This window comes from Aminobacter aminovorans, assembly GCF_900445235.1.
Classification (GTDB): domain Bacteria; phylum Pseudomonadota; class Alphaproteobacteria; order Rhizobiales; family Rhizobiaceae; genus Aminobacter; species Aminobacter aminovorans.
In genome coordinates this window covers 1,880,693-1,898,530 of the sequence record NZ_UFSM01000001.1, presented here as the reverse complement: position 1 = coordinate 1,898,530, position 17,838 = coordinate 1,880,693, and the positions used below count along the sequence as shown (strand labels likewise).

Below are 17,838 nucleotides of genomic sequence, written 5' to 3'. Positions count from 1 at the left end.
ATGGCAATGTCGCGTAGGGACCGTCTGAAGAAGCTGGTGGTCGTGCAGGAACAGCTGAAGGCGCTGCACGAGACCCGCCACGCTGGCTTTGTCGCCAAGGCCATCGCCGCCGAAGCCGAGGCGCATTCGCTGGCGGACAGCTTCGACAACGCCGGTGGCATCTCGCAACTGTTCCCCGAGCTCTACCATCGCCGCATCAAGGAGGCGATCGACAAGAAGCAGCTCAATCTCGGTCTCGCCAATGTCGAGGTCGGCAAGATCGCCACGGCCACCGCCCGCACCAACATGGTCGAGCGCGCCTACCGCGACGTCCGCCGCCAGGACGAGCGTGACAGCGCCGATCGCGAACGTCTCGAAATCATTGAAAGAAAGTCGGCTGAAGACAAGTAAGGTTGCCGCAAGCTTGACCCTCCACAATCAGCAGTAACGTAAACCCGGAAAGGCGAGCCAGCTTTGGCCATCTCCCCACCTAGCGACATCATTCTGGACGTAGCCAAGGCGGTCGAGCCGGCAGGCATCCAGGCTGCGCGCGCGGCGCTCGCCAACCGGACAGCCAATGTTGCCCCGGCCGGAACCTTCTCGCTCACCGAGGCCGACGTGACCGGCGGTGTCGGACGCCAGCCGGACAGAACATCGGCCGACGCCTCGATGAAGAAGTTCGAGGCGATGGTGCTGCAGACCTTCATCGGCAACATGATGCCGAAGAACACCGAGAGCGTGTACGGCAAGGGCATGGCCGGCGACATGTGGAAGTCGATGATGGCCGAGCATCTCGCCAAGCAGACCGCCGAAGCCGGTGGCATCGGCATCGCCAAGACGGTGATGCGCGACCACTACATCAAGGACGAGCAAGTGGTGCCGGTAAGTGGCGTCTCCGGCGGACCCGAAAAGTCCGCGCTCGATGAACAAATGAGCCAGGCGACCGCGCTCATCCAGGAATTGCAGCGGAAGATGGTACGCTCGCTTGGAAGCGATGATGCCGCCTCCGTCACTGACACAAAATCGTAGAGGATAGGATATGTCGGATCTCTCCGAATTCAGGACGAACCTGCCGGCGACGGCCGATTTCATCGACGTTGCCCGTCCCGGCAACGTCGCGGCCATCATTAGCCGGATCGAGGATGCAGTCGAAGAAGAGACCGCTGCGATCCGCACCGACATCCATTTCGACATCAAGGCATCGAACGCCCGCAAGAGCCGCTATCTCTACGAACTGACCCGTGCCACCAAGGGCCTGGTCGAGGGCGACTACCCGAGCGAGCTCAAGGTCGGTGTCGAACGCCTGCGCGATAAGCTCGTCGCCAATGAGCGTGCGATCCTCGCTCATCTCAGCGCGGTCAGTGAAGTCGCCTCCCTGCTCCGCGACGCCATCCAGCGCTCCGAAGCGGACGGCACCTATTCGGCCAACGAATTCGGGTGGGCGCGGTGATCAAGTTCATCGCGGCGGCGCTGTGGATTGTCGCCGTGACCCTCGGCGCGGTCTTCTATTCGTTCCAGGCCGCCGCCAACCTGCCGGCAACCGAAGAGCAGAAACCGTTGCTCGGCGGTCTCGACTACGTCAAGACCGACGTCATCTCGGTGCCGCTGCTCAAGGGCGAACGCGTGCATGGCTATTTCCTGACCCGGCTCGTCTACACGGTCGAGCCCAAGGAAGTCTCCAAGCTGTCGGTGCCAATGGCGTCCCTGCTCGTCGACCAGGTCTACTCCTATCTCTACGGCAATCCGCAGATCGACTTCACCGCATATGAGAAGCTTGATCTCGACGGCTTTCGCAATGGCATCCGCGACGCCATCAATACCCGTGTCGGCTCGAAGCTGATCCACGAGGTGATGGTCGAGCAGATCGATTTCCTGACCCCCGACGACGTTCGCGACAACGCCGTTCGCCAGCGTGAATCGGCCGCTGCCACAGCAGCCGCCGAGGCGGCGAAGCCGGCGGAAGCAGCTCCGGCCAAGGCGCATTGAACCCTGCAGGCAGCCAGCTTGGCTGCCTGCAGGGACGATTCATGCGAGTACCCTCAGCTAGTTCTACGTTGACGTAAACGTAAGATGCCAGCTATAGGCAATGCAGTCCTGTGACATGGCCGGCTCGTCCGGATTGGTCCGGGGAGGCCGGGCGCAAAGCGCCTTTCAGGAAAAGACCAGGAGAGAGCCATGAGCATTCAGGCAGTCGCAGACAAGATCAAGTCGAAGGTGGAGAGCGCCGGCTTTGGGCGCTCGATCAAGTTCGACACCGGCAGCGACGGCGTCATCGTGATCGACGGCACCACCCTTTCGACGACCGACGGACCGGCCGACTGCACCATCAAGCTGTCACTCGACGACCTCGAGTCGCTGATCGCTGGCGATCTCAACCCGACGATGGCGTTCATGACCGGCAAGATCAAGGTCGAGGGTGACATGTCGGTGGCCATGAGCCTGAGCCAGCTGCTCTAGGCACTTCCAGCCTATCGGAATGAGGCAGCCCGGCGGTGACGCCGGGCTTTTCTATGCACAGCTCACACGCAGCCGCCACTCACGCAATGCAACCGCAATGAAGTGGGTCCACATCGCTCGCAGGGACGATTTGCGATGTGGAGCTTCATATGACCCGAAATCGACTGGCCGCATTGGCTGCGACCCTGTGCGTTGTGGCCCTCGCAGGCTGCGTCGACGACCGCTATGGCCGCGACTGGGACGGCCCCAGGCATGGTCCTCGCAGTTGGGACGGCCCACGAGGTGGCCCCCGCAACTGGGACGGGCCACGCGGGCCGCGCAACTGGGATGGCCCGCGCGAATACCCCCGGCATGGCCCGCCACCGCGTCCTCGCGGGGAACCGCTCGACTGCCGAGGCGGACCGGCGACGACGCCGTCGCCCGACTGCATCGACCAGCCAAGACCACGACGCTTCGCCGATGACTGACCCCAAAGGCCGGGCTCGCCCGGCCTTTTCGCTTCGTGAGGGACAGCGATCCAGCCAGCCCGGTGCGGTAATGTCCCCACAACAATTGAAGCCCACACCGCCCCGATCAAAATCCATCCGGAGTGTCAGGTGAAGCGACTTCGACTGATTGCCTTGGCCGCGACCCCGTGCGCGGTAACGCTCGCAGGCTGCGTGGACTATCGCTAAGGCCCGCCAAGCTGGGACGACACGCGCTATCCGCCGCGGCACGGCGACAGCTAAACACACTACCCGCCACTTCATGGCGGAGATTACCCGCGCTATGTCCCGCGTCCACCGGCGCCACCAATACCGCCGCGCCTGCCCCGCGCACCAGGCCCATCGGTGTCGGAACCAATATTCTGCACCCGGAGTATGGCAGGCGACGACATCCGGGTTGCGGCGACAGGCGGCCGCCGCGTCATGGCGGCGACCGCTACTACACCACCGAGCAGTGACGGATGGCGACGGGGGGGCGCAGCGCCTTTCGCAGCAATTCCGTAGCCGACGTGGAGTCGAAGGTGAAACGCCTTGCAGGACTGGTAATGTCAATGGCTTGCGCAATGCCGCTGTCGGGTTGCGGCTACATTGGCTCGGCAGTCGGGTTGGACGACGATTACGCCACCGGGCAGCAGAGGCCTTCAAGCCTGCCGCTGTCGCCGCAGCCTTCAAACACTTGCGTCAAGGAGAGGACACCGTCTCCGACCTGCTTTCCGGCACCTCCAAGCCGGATGTCGGCTTGGAGGTGACTTGAGCTGATCGTCGGCCAGGCGGAGGCTTCGGCTAGAGCGCCACACGTCCCGTTGGACGCGCCAACGACGCCCCGACGCTTTCGCCTCGCGCACCGCCCTCCGACTTGCGAGCCGAGGCGCCGAGCTTGCGACCGGAGGCCTTGAGCACGCCCCTGGCGCCTTCCAGCGCACCGGGCACGAGTTCCAGCGCCAGGAAGCGGTCGCGCTCATAGGGTCCGGGCATCGAAAGCTGCCCGGTTTTCCCGGCAGTGAAGCCGAAGCGCGCATAATAGGGCGCGTCGCCGACGAGCAGGATGGCACGGTGGCCAAGGCGCGCGGCCTCGGCGATCGCCTGGCGCATCAGCGCTGAGCCGATGCCGGCACCCTTGGCCGCCGGATCGACAGCGAGCGGGCCGAGCAGCAGCGCTGCCGGGCCGCCCTCGCCCAGGCGCACGTCCCACAGTCGCACGGTGCCGATGGCCAACCCCTCGGCATTGCGCGCGATCAGCGCCAGGCCCTCAGACGGGCGGCGGCCACGCCGCAGCTTCTCCGACGACTTCTTGCGCCGCTTCGGGCCCATGGCACGGTCGAGCAGCGCTTCGCGCGCAGCGACGTCGGCAAGGTTTTCAGCCACGATCACGATGTCGGCTGAGGTCTCGATGGCTTCTTTTTCGGTATGCATGTCCGCGATCCTTCACGAGCGGAGAACTGTTCCACAAGCGAACCCGTGCGGGCGCCGATGCGCCCGCTCCGGGGTGATCTGATCGGCTCTCAGCGCATTTTCAGGCGAAGTGGATACCGGTTCGCCGTTCGAAAATGCGCCAAAACGAGCGCCGTCAGATCACGTAGGATCGGAGAGGCTCGAAGCCGTTGAAGGCGACCGAAGAGTAGGTCGTCGTGTAGGCGCCGGTGCCCTCGATCAGCACCTCGTCGCCGATGGTCAGCGACAGGGGCAGCGGGTACGGCGTCTTTTCGTACATCACGTCGGCCGAGTCACAGGTCGGGCCGGCGAGCACGCAAGGCGACTTCTCGTCTGCGTCACGCGCGGTCACGATCGGATAGCGGATCGCCTCGTCCATCGTCTCGGCGAGACCGCCGAACTTGCCGATGTCGAGGAACACCCAGCGCACATTGTCGTTGTCGGCCTTCTTGGAGATCAGCACGACTTCCGACTTGATGACGCCGGCATTGCCGACCATGCCGCGACCAGGCTCGATGATGGTCTCCGGGATGCTGTTGCCGAAGTGCTTGGACAGCGCCTCGAAGATCGCCTGGCCATAGGCCTGGGCCGCCGGCACGTCACGCAGGTAACGCGTCGGGAAGCCGCCGCCCATGTTGACCATGCCGAGCATGATGCCTTCTTCGGCAAGCTTGGCGAACACCTTCTTGGCGTCGGCCAGCGCACGATCCCAGGCGGTCAGGTCAGTCTGCTGCGAGCCGACATGGAACGACACGCCATAGGCGTCGAGGCCAAGCGACTTGGCAACGCGCAGCACGTCGACGGCCATGGCAGGCACGCAGCCGAACTTGCGCGACAGCGGCCATTCGGCGCCTTCGCCATCGGTCAGCACGCGGCAGAACACGCGGGAGCCGGGAGCGGCGCGTGCGACCTTTTCGACTTCTTCGACGCTGTCGACGGCGAACAGGCGGATGCCGAGCTCGAAGGCGCGTGCGATGTCGCGCTCCTTCTTGATGGTGTTGCCGAAGGAGATGCGCTCGGCCGGGGCACCGGCATCCATGGCCATCTCGATTTCGGCAACCGAAGCGGTATCGAAGGACGATCCCATGCCGGCGAGCAGGCGCAGGATCTCAGGTGCCGGGTTTGCCTTCACCGCGTAATAGACCTTGGACTCCGGCATCGCCTTCTCGAAGGCGCGGAAATTGTCGCGCACGACATCGAGGTCGACGACCAGGCAAGGGCCGGACGGGCGTCGGGTGGCAAGGAAGTCGAGGATGCGCTGAGTGGCCATAGGTCTCTCCATCGCGCGGTCCTGCCGCGCAAAAATCATCAAGCTGCGGGACGGCCGTTCCCGGCCGCGGAATCCCGCGGTGGACAAAGACATGACCGCTATTTGATGGATCCAGCCTGTGGAGACCCTGGAACCATAAATGCGCTTCACGCGGCGGTGAACCTAAGCCAGCCCGGCTTCGGTTCGCTTTGTCTGCCTTGGCTTGGAAATGGGAAGACCCGTTCCGCACTGCCGGCAATGAAGGTGTGCCTCTTCAGTAACCCCGGCTTTTGGACAGCCGGAAGAGAACCAGAAAGGCCCGCACCGTCGTTGCTTCAAGGTGTCCTCGATTTTGCGGTTGGCCGCTAAATCGACTGGAGGGGTTAGCTCCAGTTACCTTACCGATTTCCTCGCCATTCGAGGGATCGGCGGACACCCACAGGCACGTGCGACTTTGGGCAAGCGCGGATATATGGCTCGTCACCGTCACAATCAATTAAAATCTCATGGCGGGTTGAAAAAATTCAAACATCGAACAATGTTGGAGACATCGTAAACAGGCTTCGAACGATGACCGGCACATCCGACCGCTTCAACGCTTTTCTCGATGTGCCGCAAGCACCTGTTTTAAATGCAGAAACCGGGTCTTTGGCGAGGCTTCGGCTGGCGGTCAAGGATATCTATGACGTCGCCGGCTACAAAACCGGCTGCGGCAACCCGGCAAAGGCTGCAAGCGCCGAAACAGCCACAAGAACCGCGCCTGCGATACAGATCCTGCTCGATGCCGGTGCGCGATTCGCCGGCAAGACCCAAACCGACGAACTCGCCTTCTCGCTGATGGGCCAGAACGCGCATTTTCCGCACCCGATCAATTCCGCCGCACCGAACCGCGTCACCGGCGGCTCGTCGTCGGGCTCGGCGGCGGCGGTCGCCGGCAAGCTTGCCGACATCGCCATCGGTTCCGACACCGGCGGCTCGATCAGGGCGCCGGCGAGCTTCTGCGGGCTTATCGGTCTGCGCACCACCCATGGACTGATTTCGCTCGACGGCGCGATGAGACTGGCGCCCAGCCTCGATACCTTCGGCTGGTTCGCGCGCGACATCGACGCCTATGAAACGGTGGCGAAATTGCTCATTGGCGAAGACGCCCATGGCTGCGAGCTGACAAGGCCCGTGGCGCTCGACTGGCTCGACGGCTTGCCGACCGGCCCGGACGAAGCGGCAGAATACCAGCGGATGCGTCGGCACACCGAGGCGGCCCTTGGCCCGGTCGTCAAGACTGCCCCTCTCTCCTTTTCATCAGACGAGCTCTATTGGTGCTTCCGTAAGGTCCAGGCCTTCGAGGCATGGCAAGAGCATGGAGCATGGATCGCTTCCGGAGATCGCGGCCTCGGACCCGGCGTCAAGGAGCGTTTTGAGTTCGGCGCCACCATTTCCGCGTCAGACTATGCCGCCGAGATCGAAAGGCGCGATGCATTTCGCCACGAGCTCGGCGTGCTGCTCGACGCTGACGGCATCCTGGTCCTGCCGACGGTTCCGGGAGCCGCTCCCCTGGCCAGCGGCAGCCACGACGAACTTCTCGCCTATCGCGAGCGCGCTTTGATGCTGCTCTGCCTGTCCGGCCTGTCGGGCTTCCCGCAAGTCACGCTGCCGATCGGCACGGTCGACGGCGCGCCATTCGGGCTCTCGCTGCTCGGCCCCGCCGGCAGCGATTTGGCGCTGATCCATTTGGGACGCCGCGTGCTCGACGCCGCAGGCACAAAGGGCTGATATCATGGACACACTGACCCGGATGCGCGCTTTTATCGACGTGGTCGAGGCCGAAGGTTTTTCGGCGGCGGCGCGCAAGATTGGCCGCTCCAAGGCGCTGCTGTCCAAGTATGTGCGCGAACTCGAGGATGAGCTCGGCGCGCTCCTGCTCAACCGCACGACCAGGCAATTTTCGCTGACCGAGGCCGGCCACACCTATTACAGGCGTGCCTCGGAGATCATCCGCGAGGTCGACAGCCTGGCCGATGCGGTGCGCGAATCCTCCGGCGACGTGCGTGGACGGGTCAAGCTGTCGGCGCCGCGGACCTTCGCCGATGCGCCGATCGGGCGCTCGCTGATCGACTTCGCCAAGGCACACCCCGACATCGTACTCGAAATCCATCTCGACGACCGCTTCGTCGATCTTGTCGAGGAAGGCTTCGACCTCGCCATCCGAATCTCCAGGCTCGAGAACTCGTCGCTGATCGCCCGACGCCTGGCGCCGTTCGGCATCCGGGTCTGCGCCTCACCCGAACTGATTGAAAAATACGGCATGCCGAAAAAACCGGCGGATCTCGCCAACGTTCCCTGCATCATCGACACCAACGGCCGCTACATGTCGAACTGGCCATTCTCGGGCGAGACCGGCGATATCATGACCGTGTCGGTGTCAGGCCCGATGGAAGTCAACAGCCCGATGGCGGCACGTGCTGCAGCAGTTGCCGGTCTCGGCTTTGCCATCCTGCCCGATTTCATCGCCGCCCCTGATCTCGATTCCGGCCGATTGGTGCCGGTGTTGGACGACCGCCGCCTCGGCGGCGGCGGCATCTTCGCGGTCTACCCGCACCGGCGCTATCTGCCTGCGAAGATCCGGGTCTTCGTCGACTTCCTGGTGCAGTGGTTCAAGACGAATCCTTGCGACCATGCCGTTTAGTTGAACCGCAGCCGTCCCACTTTTGCCCGGTTTCTGATAATTGTCGGCATCACCCAACAGGTCGGGCCGCCGGAGCAATGATTCTGAAAACTTCCAAGACGATGCTGTTCACGGCGGCCGTGGCCTTGCTGGCCATGACAGCGCCGGCGAGCGTTCATCCGCACGTCTTCGCCGAAGCGCGGCTCGACGTCATGCTCAATCCCGACCAGACGGTGAAGTCGCTCAGGCATCTGTGGCGCTTCGACGACCTGTTTTCCAGCACGGTGCTGATGGAGTTCGACAAGAACTCGGACCTCAAGCTCGACGACAGCGAACTGGCCGAGGTGTCCAAGACGGTTTTCGAATCGATCGGCGAATACAATTATTTCCAGGTCGTGACCTTGGACGGCAAGGACATCGCCATGAAGCCGCCGGCAAACCTCGTCGCCAATTTCGAGGACCAGCAGCTCATCATCCTGTTCGAGACCGAGCCAAAGGAACCACTGAAGCTTGCCGGCAAGATCGACTTCGGCGTCTACGACCCGACCTTCTACACCGCGATCGACTTCACCGAGGATTCCAACCTGAACGTCGCCGGCCTGCCTTCAAGCTGCAAGCAGAGCGTCATCCGTCCCGACCCTGACGAAGCGATCGCGCAGAACCAGTCGAAGCTGACCGATGCGTTCTTCAACGATCCGTCGGGCACCGACATGAGCAAGATTTTTGCCACGCGCCTGGAATTGAACTGCCAAGCCAAGGGGTGATGCAGTGAAGAAGACGACCATCCGAGTGATCTTCGCGCTCCTGGCGCTCAGCTACGTGCTCAGCCATTTCGCGGTGCGGGCTCATGCCCAGAGTTCGCTCGGCATCGGCACCAACGAAGCGATGGTGCCTTCAACCGGATTGTTCTCAGAGCTGCTCAACTGGATCAACGTACATCAGCAGCAGTTCTACCGCTCGCTGACCGGCTCGTTGAAGGCGATGCGCGACGGCGACAGCGGTGGCATCTGGCTGCTTGTCGGCCTTTCCTTTGCCTACGGTATCTTTCACGCCGCCGGCCCCGGCCACGGCAAGGCCGTCATCTCGTCGTATATGCTCGCCAACGAAGTGGCGCTGCGCCGCGGCGTCATGCTGTCCATCGTCTCTGCCTTCCTCCAGGGGGCGACGGCGGTCGTGCTGATGACGCTGGTGTTCCTCGTCCTTCGTGGCACCTCGGTCTCGATGACCAATGCGACCTGGTTCCTGGAAACGGTGAGTTACGCGCTGATCGCAGCCTTCGGCGCCTGGCTATTGTGGAAGAAGCTCAAGCCGATGGCCTTCCTGACCGGTGCGGCCCCGGTGCACAGCCTGTCGGCCGCCCATGTCCACACGCATGATCATGTTGATCACGACCACGCCACCTGCGGCCATGACCACTCACACGATCACCATGACCACGCGCACGGTCACGGCCATGGGCACGGGCACGATCACCAGATTGACGATCATGGCCATGCCCATCACGCTCATGCCGTGGGCGAAGTCTGCTCGACCTGCGGCCACTCCCATGCGCCTGATCCCAGGATGCTCGAAGGCAAGCATTTCGACTGGCGCACAGCCTGGTCGGCGGTTGCCGCCGTCGGCATCCGCCCCTGCTCCGGCGCGCTGATCGTGCTGAGCTTCGCTTTCCTCAACGGCCTGTGGGCCGGCGGTATCCTGTCGGTCTTCGCCATGGCGCTCGGAACCGCCATCACCGTATCGACGCTCGCCGTCATGGCCGTGACGGCCAAGAACTGGGCTGTGGCTATTGCCGGCGACGGCCGCGCCGGCAACCGCGTCCACAATGTCATCGAGATCGGCGGTGCAGCGCTCGTCATGATGCTGGGCCTGGTGTTGCTGGCGGCCAGCCTGAAGGCCTAGCGATTGAATCTCCAGCGTCCGGTGCCATTGGCTTGCTGCTGCGATGATCCTGTGACTCGAACCTATGCGCCACGTTGCGCAGCCATGAGTTTGATGCCCATGGCTGGACAGCTCCCAAGCGCTCTAGGAGGATAGAACCCGGGCGAACGGCCTTTAAGCGAATAGCCGCGAATGGGCATCCCAGGGAGACCGCCATGAGGAGCGATACCGAATATCTGCGTCTTGCCGTGGCGATCGCCACCGAGAGCCGTGCCAGCGGCAATCATCCCTTCGGGGCACTCCTGGTCGGGCCGCAGGGCGACGTGCTCCTATCCTCTGGCAACACCTACTCGACAGATCGCGGCGTTGGCCACGCAGAGGCAAACGTGGCCGGCGCGGCCGCGCGGCAATACGAGCCGGCCTTCCTGGAGCGATGCACCCTGGTGACTTCGGTCGAGCCGTGCTGCATGTGCGCCGGAGCCAGCTACTGGGCTGGCATAGGCACAGTGGTCTACGGCCTGAGCGAAAGGCGGCTGGCCGAGCTGACCGGAGACAACCCGGAGAATCTGACCCTCGACCTGAGCTGTCAGCAAGTCTTCGCAGCCGGACGGCGCCAAGTGGCGGTCCGTGGTCCATTCCCTGAACTCGAGGAAGAGATCGTCCACGACCACAAGGACTTCTGGTGACTGCGGGCCGTTGCGCTCCGCAATGATGGCTTCCAGCCCCACCGGACCCGATCCGTCAAGACAGGTTCACGGCCACACCACTCGGACCTGCGACCGGCCAAAGCTGTTTGCGCACAAAAGAAATCCGCCCTGGAGTTGCGGCTGCCAGGGCGGAATTGGTTGAGCCACGTCCTGCGTGGCGTTGAGTGCTTACATCGTGGTCTTCTTGGTCGTGACGGGCGCAGCAGCGTGCTTCTTGTGCTTCTTGACCTTCTTGTGGTGCACCGGCTTCTTGGCCGCGACCTTCTTCACCAGCGGCGTGGCCGCCTTGGTGGTCGTCGTCGCGGCTGCGGCGGGGGCTGACGTGTAGCCGGCGGCACTGGCGGAGCTGGCAGTCAGGACCGGGGCCGAGAAGGCCATGGCGACGGTCAGGCCGAGAGCGGTCAGCAGGGTCTTGTTGACGTTCATGATCAGTTTCCTTTGCACGAGTGCATTGTTGAGGGGGCTTTGTTCGAGCTTGCCGGTCACGGTTCGATCGGTTGCACTCCAAGCATCTTCAGTGCTGTCGCATAGGCGCGGATGCCCTGGGCCTGCTGGTTGCCGGCACAGAATTTCATCGCCTTTTTCTGAAGAGCCTTCGCTTCGGCGGCCCGTTTCGCCTCTGCGTGTTCAGTGATCTCGTCGGTGAATTGCTGCTGCAGCCTGTTGCAGCGTTCGGTCCTCGTAACTGTTTCCTTGGCCTGCGGCTGGGTGCTGGCTGCGCCAATTGAAAGTGCAGCGAGCATTACGATCATCGAACTGGTCACTAACTTTCGCATGTCGGTTACAGCACCCATGGTTGAAGCAGCACGGTTGTTATCGCCGACCGACTTGTCGGGCTTCTTTCCGGTTTGCAGTGTTTTGTTTCTGGATTGTAACTGTCGTCCCAGGCGCTCAAGTTCTCGTGTTTTCTGGTCAAAACCTTAGTTTGACCTCATTTCGCCAAGGTCCGCGCCGATCCCCTTCGGATCGAGCCGAGGTGCGAAAAAGTGAAAACCGATGCCCATGTCCTGATCGTCGACGACGACAGGGAAATCCGCGACCTGCTGCAGGAATTCTTCGTCAAGCACGGCATGCGTGTTTCGGGCGCACGCGACGATGACGAGATGCAGGCAGCCCTGCGCCGCGCCCCTGTCGACCTGATCATCCTCGACGTCATGCTACCCGGCAAAAGCGGTCTCGACATCTGTCGCGACCTGCGCACGCACTCCAGAATCCCGATCATCATGCTGACGGCGGTCACCGAAACCATCGACCGCGTCGTTGGGCTGGAGATGGGCGCCGACGACTACGTGCCCAAACCCTTCGACCCACGCGAACTACTGGCGCGGGCGCGCGCGGTGTTGCGCCGACCGAGCACTGCCGGAACGACGCACCGGCCCGTGCCCCAGGTCTACAAATTTGCCGGCTGGACGCTCGATGTCGCCCGTCGCAGGCTGCTCAGGCCGGACGATATCAGGGTCGAACTGACGACCGCCGAGTTCAACCTGCTACATACTCTGGTGCGCAGCGCCCAGCGCGTGCTCAGCCGCGAGCAGTTGGTCGAACTCTCAAACCAGAACGGCGACTACAGCTATGACCGCAGCGTCGACATCCTGGTGAGCCGCCTGCGCCGCAAGATGGAGGACAATCCGCGCACGCCGAAGCTGGTCCTCACCGTGCGCGGCGGCGGCTACCAGTTCGTGCCGGAGGTCCTTGCCGAATGAGATGGCTCCTGCCACGGTCGCTGCCGGCGTGGGTGCTTTTGATCGTCATCGCCGGGCTGCTTTCGATTCAGGTCTCGACACTCTCCATCGTTTCGCGCGAGCGCGTCGCCTCCAACAACATCCTCGACCTGTTCCGTCTCAACGACCGGGCGCTGTCGCTGGCAAAGCTGATGTACGCCGAACAGCCGCTCGATCGCACCCGGATCGCCGCCGGCCTGTCGGTGCCGCCGCACGTGCTGACCACCTCGGACGTACCCGCCGTAAGCTCGGTCATCCCGGCGGATGACGAGATGGCCGAACTCGAGGACATCATTGTCGGCCGGCTGTCGAAATACGGCATTCAGGAAGCCCGCGTGCGCCGCGAAATGCCAAAGGCAAGGCCGAGCCAGAATTCGGCGGAACCTGTCGAGAGCGTGGGCAGCGTCGAACGCGAGTTGCTCGACCTGTCATCCGACATCACCAACAGCGACACGCTGGTGGCTTCGATCGAGTTCAAGGACGGCCAGTGGCTTAACTTCACCATGAAGGCGACGCCGCCCAGTCCCGTTCTCAACAGCGACAGCCTGCCGCTTTACGGTTCGGTGGCGGCACTCGTGGTGGCGTTGTCGATGTGGTCGCTGCGTCGGTTGACCGCACCTTATCGCGCGCTCGAAAGTGCCGTCCGGCGCATTGGGGAGGACTTGAAAAGCCCGCCTTTGGATGAACGCGGCAGCAGCGATTACAAGTCCGCGGCAAAGGCGGTAAACACCATGCAGGCGCGGCTGAAAGAGTATGTCGAGGACCGTGAGCTGCTGGCGGCCGCTTTGGCACATGATCTCCGGACGCCACTGACGCGTATTCGCCTGCGTCTCGAGCTGCTGCGCAACTCGCCGCTTCGCACCGCGCTGATGCACAACCTTGCCGACATAGAGGCAATCTCGGCATCCGTGCTCGACTTCGCCACCTACGAGGCCAAGGACGAAGCCTCGGAAAGGATCGACTTCTGGTCGCTCGTCGATTCGATCGCCGACGGCAATCCGCACGTCGTCTTCGACGGCGCTCGCCAGCATGCCCGTGGACTGGTGTGCTACGGCCAGGCGATCGCGCTGCGCCGATGCGTGACCAATCTCGTCGACAATGCGGTGAAGTATGGTGGCAAGGCACGCTTGGCCCTGTCACAGAACGACGGATGGCTGCTGCTCACCATTGACGATTCCGGTCCAGGCATTCCGGAGGCAAAGATCGAAACGATCTTCCGGCCGTTCATCCGCATCGAAGGTTCACGCAACCGCCAGACCGGGGGCTTCGGGCTAGGCCTGACGATCGCCCGCAACATTGCCCGCCGTTTTGGCGGTGACGTCACGCTCAAGAACCGTAGCAGCGTCGGCTTGCGCGCCGAGCTCAAGATACCGCTGGCCGGGACCGTGAATGCCGCAGCGGCCGGATAGGATCAACTTGTTTCAGTTGCCGTTCTTGCGCTGGCTGCGCCCGCGCAGCCAGAACACGCCAAAGAAGGCAAGCACAAAGAACACCGCAATCACGCCGGCGGCAGCAGTCGAGTAATTGCCGACTGCCAGCATGACCTTAGGCAGGAAGAACGCCGAGACGCCGAAGATGATCATGATCCATGCAGCGGCGACGGCGGCGTGGCGGGTCTTGGTGTCCATCGGCGTGGCCCTAACATCTCGTTGCGTCCGGACCGCGCCCGGCAAGCTTCAGCTACATAGCGCCCGTTGGCGTTTCAGCCAACGCGCCAACACAGGTTCGATTGTCGCATGCCTTGCCGTTGAAGCCTAAAACCCGTCCCCTGCGAACGTCAGGCGCCGAACTCGGCACGGAAGTCTTCGAGCTTGCGCTTCTGAAGGCCTGCCGCGTCGAAATTGGCCGGATCGAGCCAGGCGTCGTAGGATCTGAGCAAGGCCGGCCACTCCTTGTCGATGATCGAATACCAGGCAGTGTCTCGATTTTCGCCCTTGGTCACCATGTGCTGGCGGAAGATGCCCTCGAATTTGAAGCCGAAACGTTCAGCCGCCCGCTTGGAGGGATCGTTGCGGTTGTTGCATTTCCACTCGTAGCGGCGATAACCGAGTTCGAAGATGTAGCGCGCAAACAGGAACTGCGCCTCGGTCGCGGCCGGTTTGCGCGAGACGATGTCGCTCCAGTAGATGTTGCCGATCTCGATGACGCCGAAATTCGGGTCGATGCGCATCAAGGTCTGGCGCCCGGCCATCTTGCCGCTCGCCTTGTCGATGACGACGAAGAACAACGGATCGTCACTCGCCGCCGACTTTTCAAGCCAGGGCTGGAAGTCGGCGCGGGTCTGCGGCTTGGTGTCGAAGAGCCAGCGGAAGCGGCCTTCAGCATCGTCGGCGGTCGCCATTTCATACAGGCGTTCGCCGTGTTTTGCGGCATCGAGCGGCTCCAGGCGAACATAGCGCCCCTCGAGATCGATGCGCTCAGGGCGCGGCCGCGGCTTCCAGTCCTGCAGGTTCTCGGACAAGGACATCTCCAATTCGTTTGACATGGTCGCCCCAAGTCTCGCAAAAATCGGGTGCCCCCAACAGAACCAGACGGATAGCCGGAATGCTCCACACGATTGCCGCCTTCGACCGCCTCGGCGAGGAAAATGCCTTTGCCGTGTTGGCCCGTGCCACGGCCCTGCTCCATGAGGGGCGCGATATCGTCAATCTGGGTATCGGACAGCCCGACTTCCGCACGCCGGAGCATATCGTCGAGGCCGCCATCAAGGCGCTGCGCGATGGCCATCACGGCTACACGCCGGCCAACGGCCTGCTGGCGACGCGCGAAGCGGTGGTGCGACGCACGCTTGCCACGACAGGCGTCGAGGTGTCGCCGGACAGCGTGATGATCATGCCCGGCGGCAAGCCGACGATGTTCGCCGCGATCCTGATGTTCGGCGAACCGGGCGCCGAGATCCTCTATCCGGATCCGGGTTTCCCGATCTATCGCTCGATGATCGAATTCACCGGGGCGACACCGGTGCCGGTGCCTATGCGCGAGGCCAACGGCTTTGCCTTCTCGGCCGAGGAGACGCTTGCGCTGATCACGCCGAAGACGCGGCTGCTGATCCTCAATTCTCCGGCCAATCCGACAGGTGGGGTGACGCCGCGCGTCGAAATCGCCAAGCTGGTCAAGGGCCTCGAGGCCCATCCACATGTCGCAATCATGTCGGACGAGATCTACGACGTCATGACCTATGATGGCGAAAGCCACGTCTCGTTGCTGACCTTCCCCGAGATCCGCGACCGGCTGATCGTGCTTAACGGCTGGTCCAAGACCTGGGCGATGACCGGCTGGCGCATGGGCTGGTCGATCTGGCCGAATGCGACCGAAGGCGGCCGCCTCTACGATAAGGTGCGGAAGCTCGCCGTCAATTGCTGGTCCTGCGTCAACGCACCGAGCCAGTTCGCCGGCATTGCTGCTATCGACGGCCCGCAGGACGACGTTGAGCGCATGATGCGCGCGTTCGACAACAGGCGCCGGATCGTTGTCGAAGGGCTGAACGCCATCCCAGGCGTTTCCTGCGTCACGCCAAAGGGCGCTTTCTATGCGTTTCCCAACATCAGCCAGACCGGTTGGAAGGCCAAGAAGCTGGCCTCGGCCTTGCTCGAGGACGCCGGGGTCGCCCTGATCGGCGGGCCCGACTTCGGCATATTGGGCGAGGGCTACATCAGGTTGTCCTACGCCAACTCGGAAGAGAACATCCTGCGCGCGTTGGAGCGCATCGAGGCGTTCCTGGCGAAATAGCCGATGGCCTCGATCCGCGCATTCTATTCGGCCGGCAGCGTACCAGTCGCTGCCGCACCGCCGGGCTGGTATGGCGTCAGCGTCGGGACGACCATCGGGACGTGGCGGGCATAGTCTTCATATTCGGGGAACGTCGCACGGAGGATTTGCTCTTCGTTGAGCATGCGGCGGTACTGCAATGCCCACCACAGGACAAAGAACAGGGCAGACCAGATCGACCAGCCGGCGATCACCGCGCCAAGCGTCGTGACGGCCTCGGCGGCATAAAGGGGATGCCGTACGATCGCATATGGTCCCTGGACGACCAGTTGACGTGCGGCGGCCATGATCGAGAACGACCTGCCGAGATAGATAACGCACCAGATCGACAACACCGTGCCGACCACCATCAGGCAGGAAGCGAAGATGCGCAGGCCGATCCCGGGACTGCCCGTCGGCAACACGACGAGGAACATCAGGCAGAACGTGCCGGCGATCGCCGTCAGGCGCGGTTCGATGCCCGACGACACGTTCTTTGGCGCATGCCGGATGACGGTGAGGAACACGATCAGCGCAAGAAAGACCAGACCGGCGACGCGCGATGCGAGCACGAAGCCCCACAGGTCGATCTGCTCCCGCATCTGGACGGTCGCTATGATGGACGCGGCCTGCATGATCGCCAGATACAGAAAGATCGAGATCATCAGGCCCTTGCCGACCACATCTTCCAGGCGACTGTTCATTTCGGGGTCTCTCCGATTGCGGAAGGCAGGCTGACATCGTCGAGCGGCTTTCCGGCCGTGAACGGATAGGCCAGTTGCTCGTGATAGAGATGGGGCACCGGGTCGTCGGTGCCGTATATCAACGGCATGCGGTCGGGCATGTAGAGCGTGCCGCCGATGACATCGAGGAACGGCAACTGGCCGGCAAAGTTCTTGTCATAGGCTTGGCGCTCGTTGGCGTGGTGCCAATGATGGAACTTGGGCGATGCGAAGATCCACTTCAACGGACCAAAGCCGATACGGGTGTTGGAATGCACCAGCACCGACTGCCACTGGTAGATCACCGCATAGATGACGATGGCCGCAGGCGAGAAGCCGAGCGCGAACAGCGGCAGATAGGACGCCGACTTGGTGAGGATCTGGTCGACGGGATGGACCCGGTGTCCCGCTAGCCAATCCATCTCCTCGATGCTGTGATGGACGGCATGAAACCGCCACAGGAACGGCACGGCGTGGAAGGTGCGATGAGCGAGATAGAAGCCGATGTCGGCGAGGACGATCACCTCGATTGTCTGGAGCCATATCGGCTGGCTACGGACGGCCGCGCCGACACGCTCCGGCATGATGTAGTCAAGACCGACCATCATGGCGCCAACCACGGCCAGCAACCCGATCTTGATGACGATGCCGTTGAACAGGAGGTAGAAGACGTCGTTCAGCCAATGGCGGCGCAGCGTCTTCTGCTCGTCGTGATGCGGGATCAGTTGCTCGAGGGGGATGAAGATGAGCGCGATGATGAGAAGCGCCTTGATATCCACCAGATCGCTCAATTGCATGCC

General features: G+C 62.9%; 21 protein-coding genes. 13 read left to right on the top strand and 8 right to left on the bottom strand.

What is annotated here, in order from left to right; translation table 11 throughout:
- From DY201_RS09290 to DY201_RS09270, 5 genes are all read left to right on the top strand, one after another.
- Entirely contained in the window at positions 1–390 is a 390-nt protein-coding gene (locus tag DY201_RS09290) for a hypothetical protein (RefSeq protein WP_245431942.1), read from the top strand.
- A gap of 63 nt (positions 391–453) precedes the next feature.
- Positions 454–1,008, top strand: coding sequence for a rod-binding protein (locus DY201_RS09285; protein WP_115730948.1), 555 nt, complete (start codon positions 454–456; stop codon positions 1,006–1,008).
- A 10-nt stretch (positions 1,009–1,018) separates the two neighbouring features.
- Complete coding sequence (locus DY201_RS09280) at positions 1,019–1,429, top strand: hypothetical protein (protein WP_115730947.1); 411 nt, start codon at positions 1,019–1,021, stop codon at positions 1,427–1,429.
- Positions 1,426–1,965 (top strand): hypothetical protein, encoded by a 540-nt coding sequence (locus tag DY201_RS09275; protein ID WP_165915825.1) that lies wholly within the window; start codon positions 1,426–1,428, stop codon positions 1,963–1,965. Before DY201_RS09280 ends, DY201_RS09275 begins: the two co-directional genes overlap by 4 nt.
- A 132-nt stretch (positions 1,966–2,097) precedes the next feature.
- On the top strand, positions 2,098–2,436 hold the full coding sequence (locus tag DY201_RS09270) for an SCP2 sterol-binding domain-containing protein (RefSeq protein WP_280959940.1): 339 nt from the start codon (positions 2,098–2,100) through the stop codon (positions 2,434–2,436).
- A 1,268-nt stretch (positions 2,437–3,704) separates the two neighbouring features.
- Here the strand turns inward: DY201_RS09270 and DY201_RS09265 are convergent.
- Together DY201_RS09265 and odc2 are read right to left on the bottom strand one after the other, a co-directional pair.
- Entirely contained in the window at positions 3,705–4,334 is a 630-nt protein-coding gene (locus DY201_RS09265) for a GNAT family N-acetyltransferase (protein ID WP_115730944.1), read from the bottom strand.
- 154 nt (positions 4,335–4,488) lie between these two features.
- Positions 4,489–5,622, bottom strand: a complete 1,134-nt coding sequence (odc2, locus tag DY201_RS09260) for an ornithine/lysine decarboxylase (RefSeq protein ID WP_115730943.1) — start codon at positions 5,620–5,622, stop codon at positions 4,489–4,491.
- A gap of 549 nt (positions 5,623–6,171) precedes the next feature.
- On the opposite strand from odc2, the gene DY201_RS09255 reads away from it, so the two are divergent.
- From DY201_RS09255 to DY201_RS09235, 5 genes are all read left to right on the top strand, one after another.
- Positions 6,172–7,371, top strand: coding sequence for an amidase (locus tag DY201_RS09255; protein ID WP_115730942.1), 1,200 nt, complete (start codon positions 6,172–6,174; stop codon positions 7,369–7,371).
- 4 nt (positions 7,372–7,375) lie between these two features.
- Positions 7,376–8,284 carry a LysR family transcriptional regulator gene (locus DY201_RS09250; protein ID WP_115730941.1) on the top strand — a complete coding sequence of 303 codons (909 nt, stop codon included), beginning with the start codon at positions 7,376–7,378 and terminating at the stop codon, positions 8,282–8,284.
- A gap of 77 nt (positions 8,285–8,361) precedes the next feature.
- Positions 8,362–9,027: a DUF1007 family protein gene (locus tag DY201_RS09245; RefSeq protein ID WP_115730940.1), complete on the top strand. Its 666-nt coding sequence runs from the start codon at positions 8,362–8,364 to the stop codon at positions 9,025–9,027.
- A 4-nt stretch (positions 9,028–9,031) separates the two neighbouring features.
- A complete protein-coding gene (locus DY201_RS09240) occupies positions 9,032–10,162 on the top strand; it encodes a nickel/cobalt transporter (RefSeq protein WP_115730939.1) in 1,131 nt (376 codons plus the stop codon).
- Between the two features lie 194 nt (positions 10,163–10,356).
- The gene (locus DY201_RS09235; RefSeq protein ID WP_115730938.1) at positions 10,357–10,827 is read left to right on the top strand and encodes a nucleoside deaminase; all 471 of its coding nucleotides are present in this window, start codon (positions 10,357–10,359) and stop codon (positions 10,825–10,827) included.
- Positions 10,828–11,016: 189 nt separating this feature from the next.
- On the opposite strand, the gene DY201_RS09230 is transcribed toward DY201_RS09235, so the two are convergent.
- Positions 11,017–11,274, bottom strand: coding sequence for a hypothetical protein (locus tag DY201_RS09230; protein ID WP_115733691.1), 258 nt, complete (start codon positions 11,272–11,274; stop codon positions 11,017–11,019).
- Positions 11,275–11,330: 56 nt separating this feature from the next.
- The gene (locus tag DY201_RS09225) at positions 11,331–11,642 is read right to left on the bottom strand and encodes a hypothetical protein (protein ID WP_245431941.1); all 312 of its coding nucleotides are present in this window, start codon (positions 11,640–11,642) and stop codon (positions 11,331–11,333) included.
- A 192-nt stretch (positions 11,643–11,834) separates the two neighbouring features.
- On the opposite strand from DY201_RS09225, the gene DY201_RS09220 reads away from it, so the two are divergent.
- Both DY201_RS09220 and DY201_RS09215 read left to right on the top strand, forming a co-directional pair.
- Positions 11,835–12,551: a response regulator gene (locus tag DY201_RS09220; RefSeq protein WP_115730936.1), complete on the top strand. Its 717-nt coding sequence runs from the start codon at positions 11,835–11,837 to the stop codon at positions 12,549–12,551.
- Entirely contained in the window at positions 12,548–13,978 is a 1,431-nt protein-coding gene (locus DY201_RS09215; RefSeq protein ID WP_115730935.1) for an ATP-binding protein, read from the top strand. The genes DY201_RS09220 and DY201_RS09215 overlap by 4 nt, the downstream gene beginning before the upstream one ends.
- A 12-nt stretch (positions 13,979–13,990) precedes the next feature.
- Here the strand turns inward: DY201_RS09215 and DY201_RS09210 are convergent, their stop codons facing one another.
- Positions 13,991–14,197: a hypothetical protein gene (locus DY201_RS09210; RefSeq protein ID WP_115730934.1), complete on the bottom strand. Its 207-nt coding sequence runs from the start codon at positions 14,195–14,197 to the stop codon at positions 13,991–13,993.
- 149 nt (positions 14,198–14,346) lie between these two features.
- Positions 14,347–15,054, bottom strand: coding sequence for a GNAT family N-acetyltransferase (locus DY201_RS09205; protein ID WP_245431940.1), 708 nt, complete (start codon positions 15,052–15,054; stop codon positions 14,347–14,349).
- A gap of 59 nt (positions 15,055–15,113) precedes the next feature.
- Here DY201_RS09205 and DY201_RS09200 point away from each other — a divergent pair, with 59 nt between their 5' ends.
- The gene (locus DY201_RS09200) at positions 15,114–16,298 is read left to right on the top strand and encodes a pyridoxal phosphate-dependent aminotransferase (protein ID WP_115730933.1); all 1,185 of its coding nucleotides are present in this window, start codon (positions 15,114–15,116) and stop codon (positions 16,296–16,298) included.
- 23 nt (positions 16,299–16,321) lie between these two features.
- On the opposite strand, the gene DY201_RS09195 is transcribed toward DY201_RS09200, so the two are convergent.
- Both DY201_RS09195 and DY201_RS09190 read right to left on the bottom strand, forming a co-directional pair.
- Entirely contained in the window at positions 16,322–17,020 is a 699-nt protein-coding gene (locus DY201_RS09195) for a methyltransferase family protein (protein ID WP_115730932.1), read from the bottom strand.
- On the bottom strand, positions 17,017–17,835 hold the full coding sequence (locus tag DY201_RS09190) for a sterol desaturase family protein (RefSeq protein ID WP_245431939.1): 819 nt from the start codon (positions 17,833–17,835) through the stop codon (positions 17,017–17,019). Before DY201_RS09190 ends, DY201_RS09195 begins: the two co-directional genes overlap by 4 nt.
- Positions 17,836–17,838: the final 3 nt, after the last annotated feature.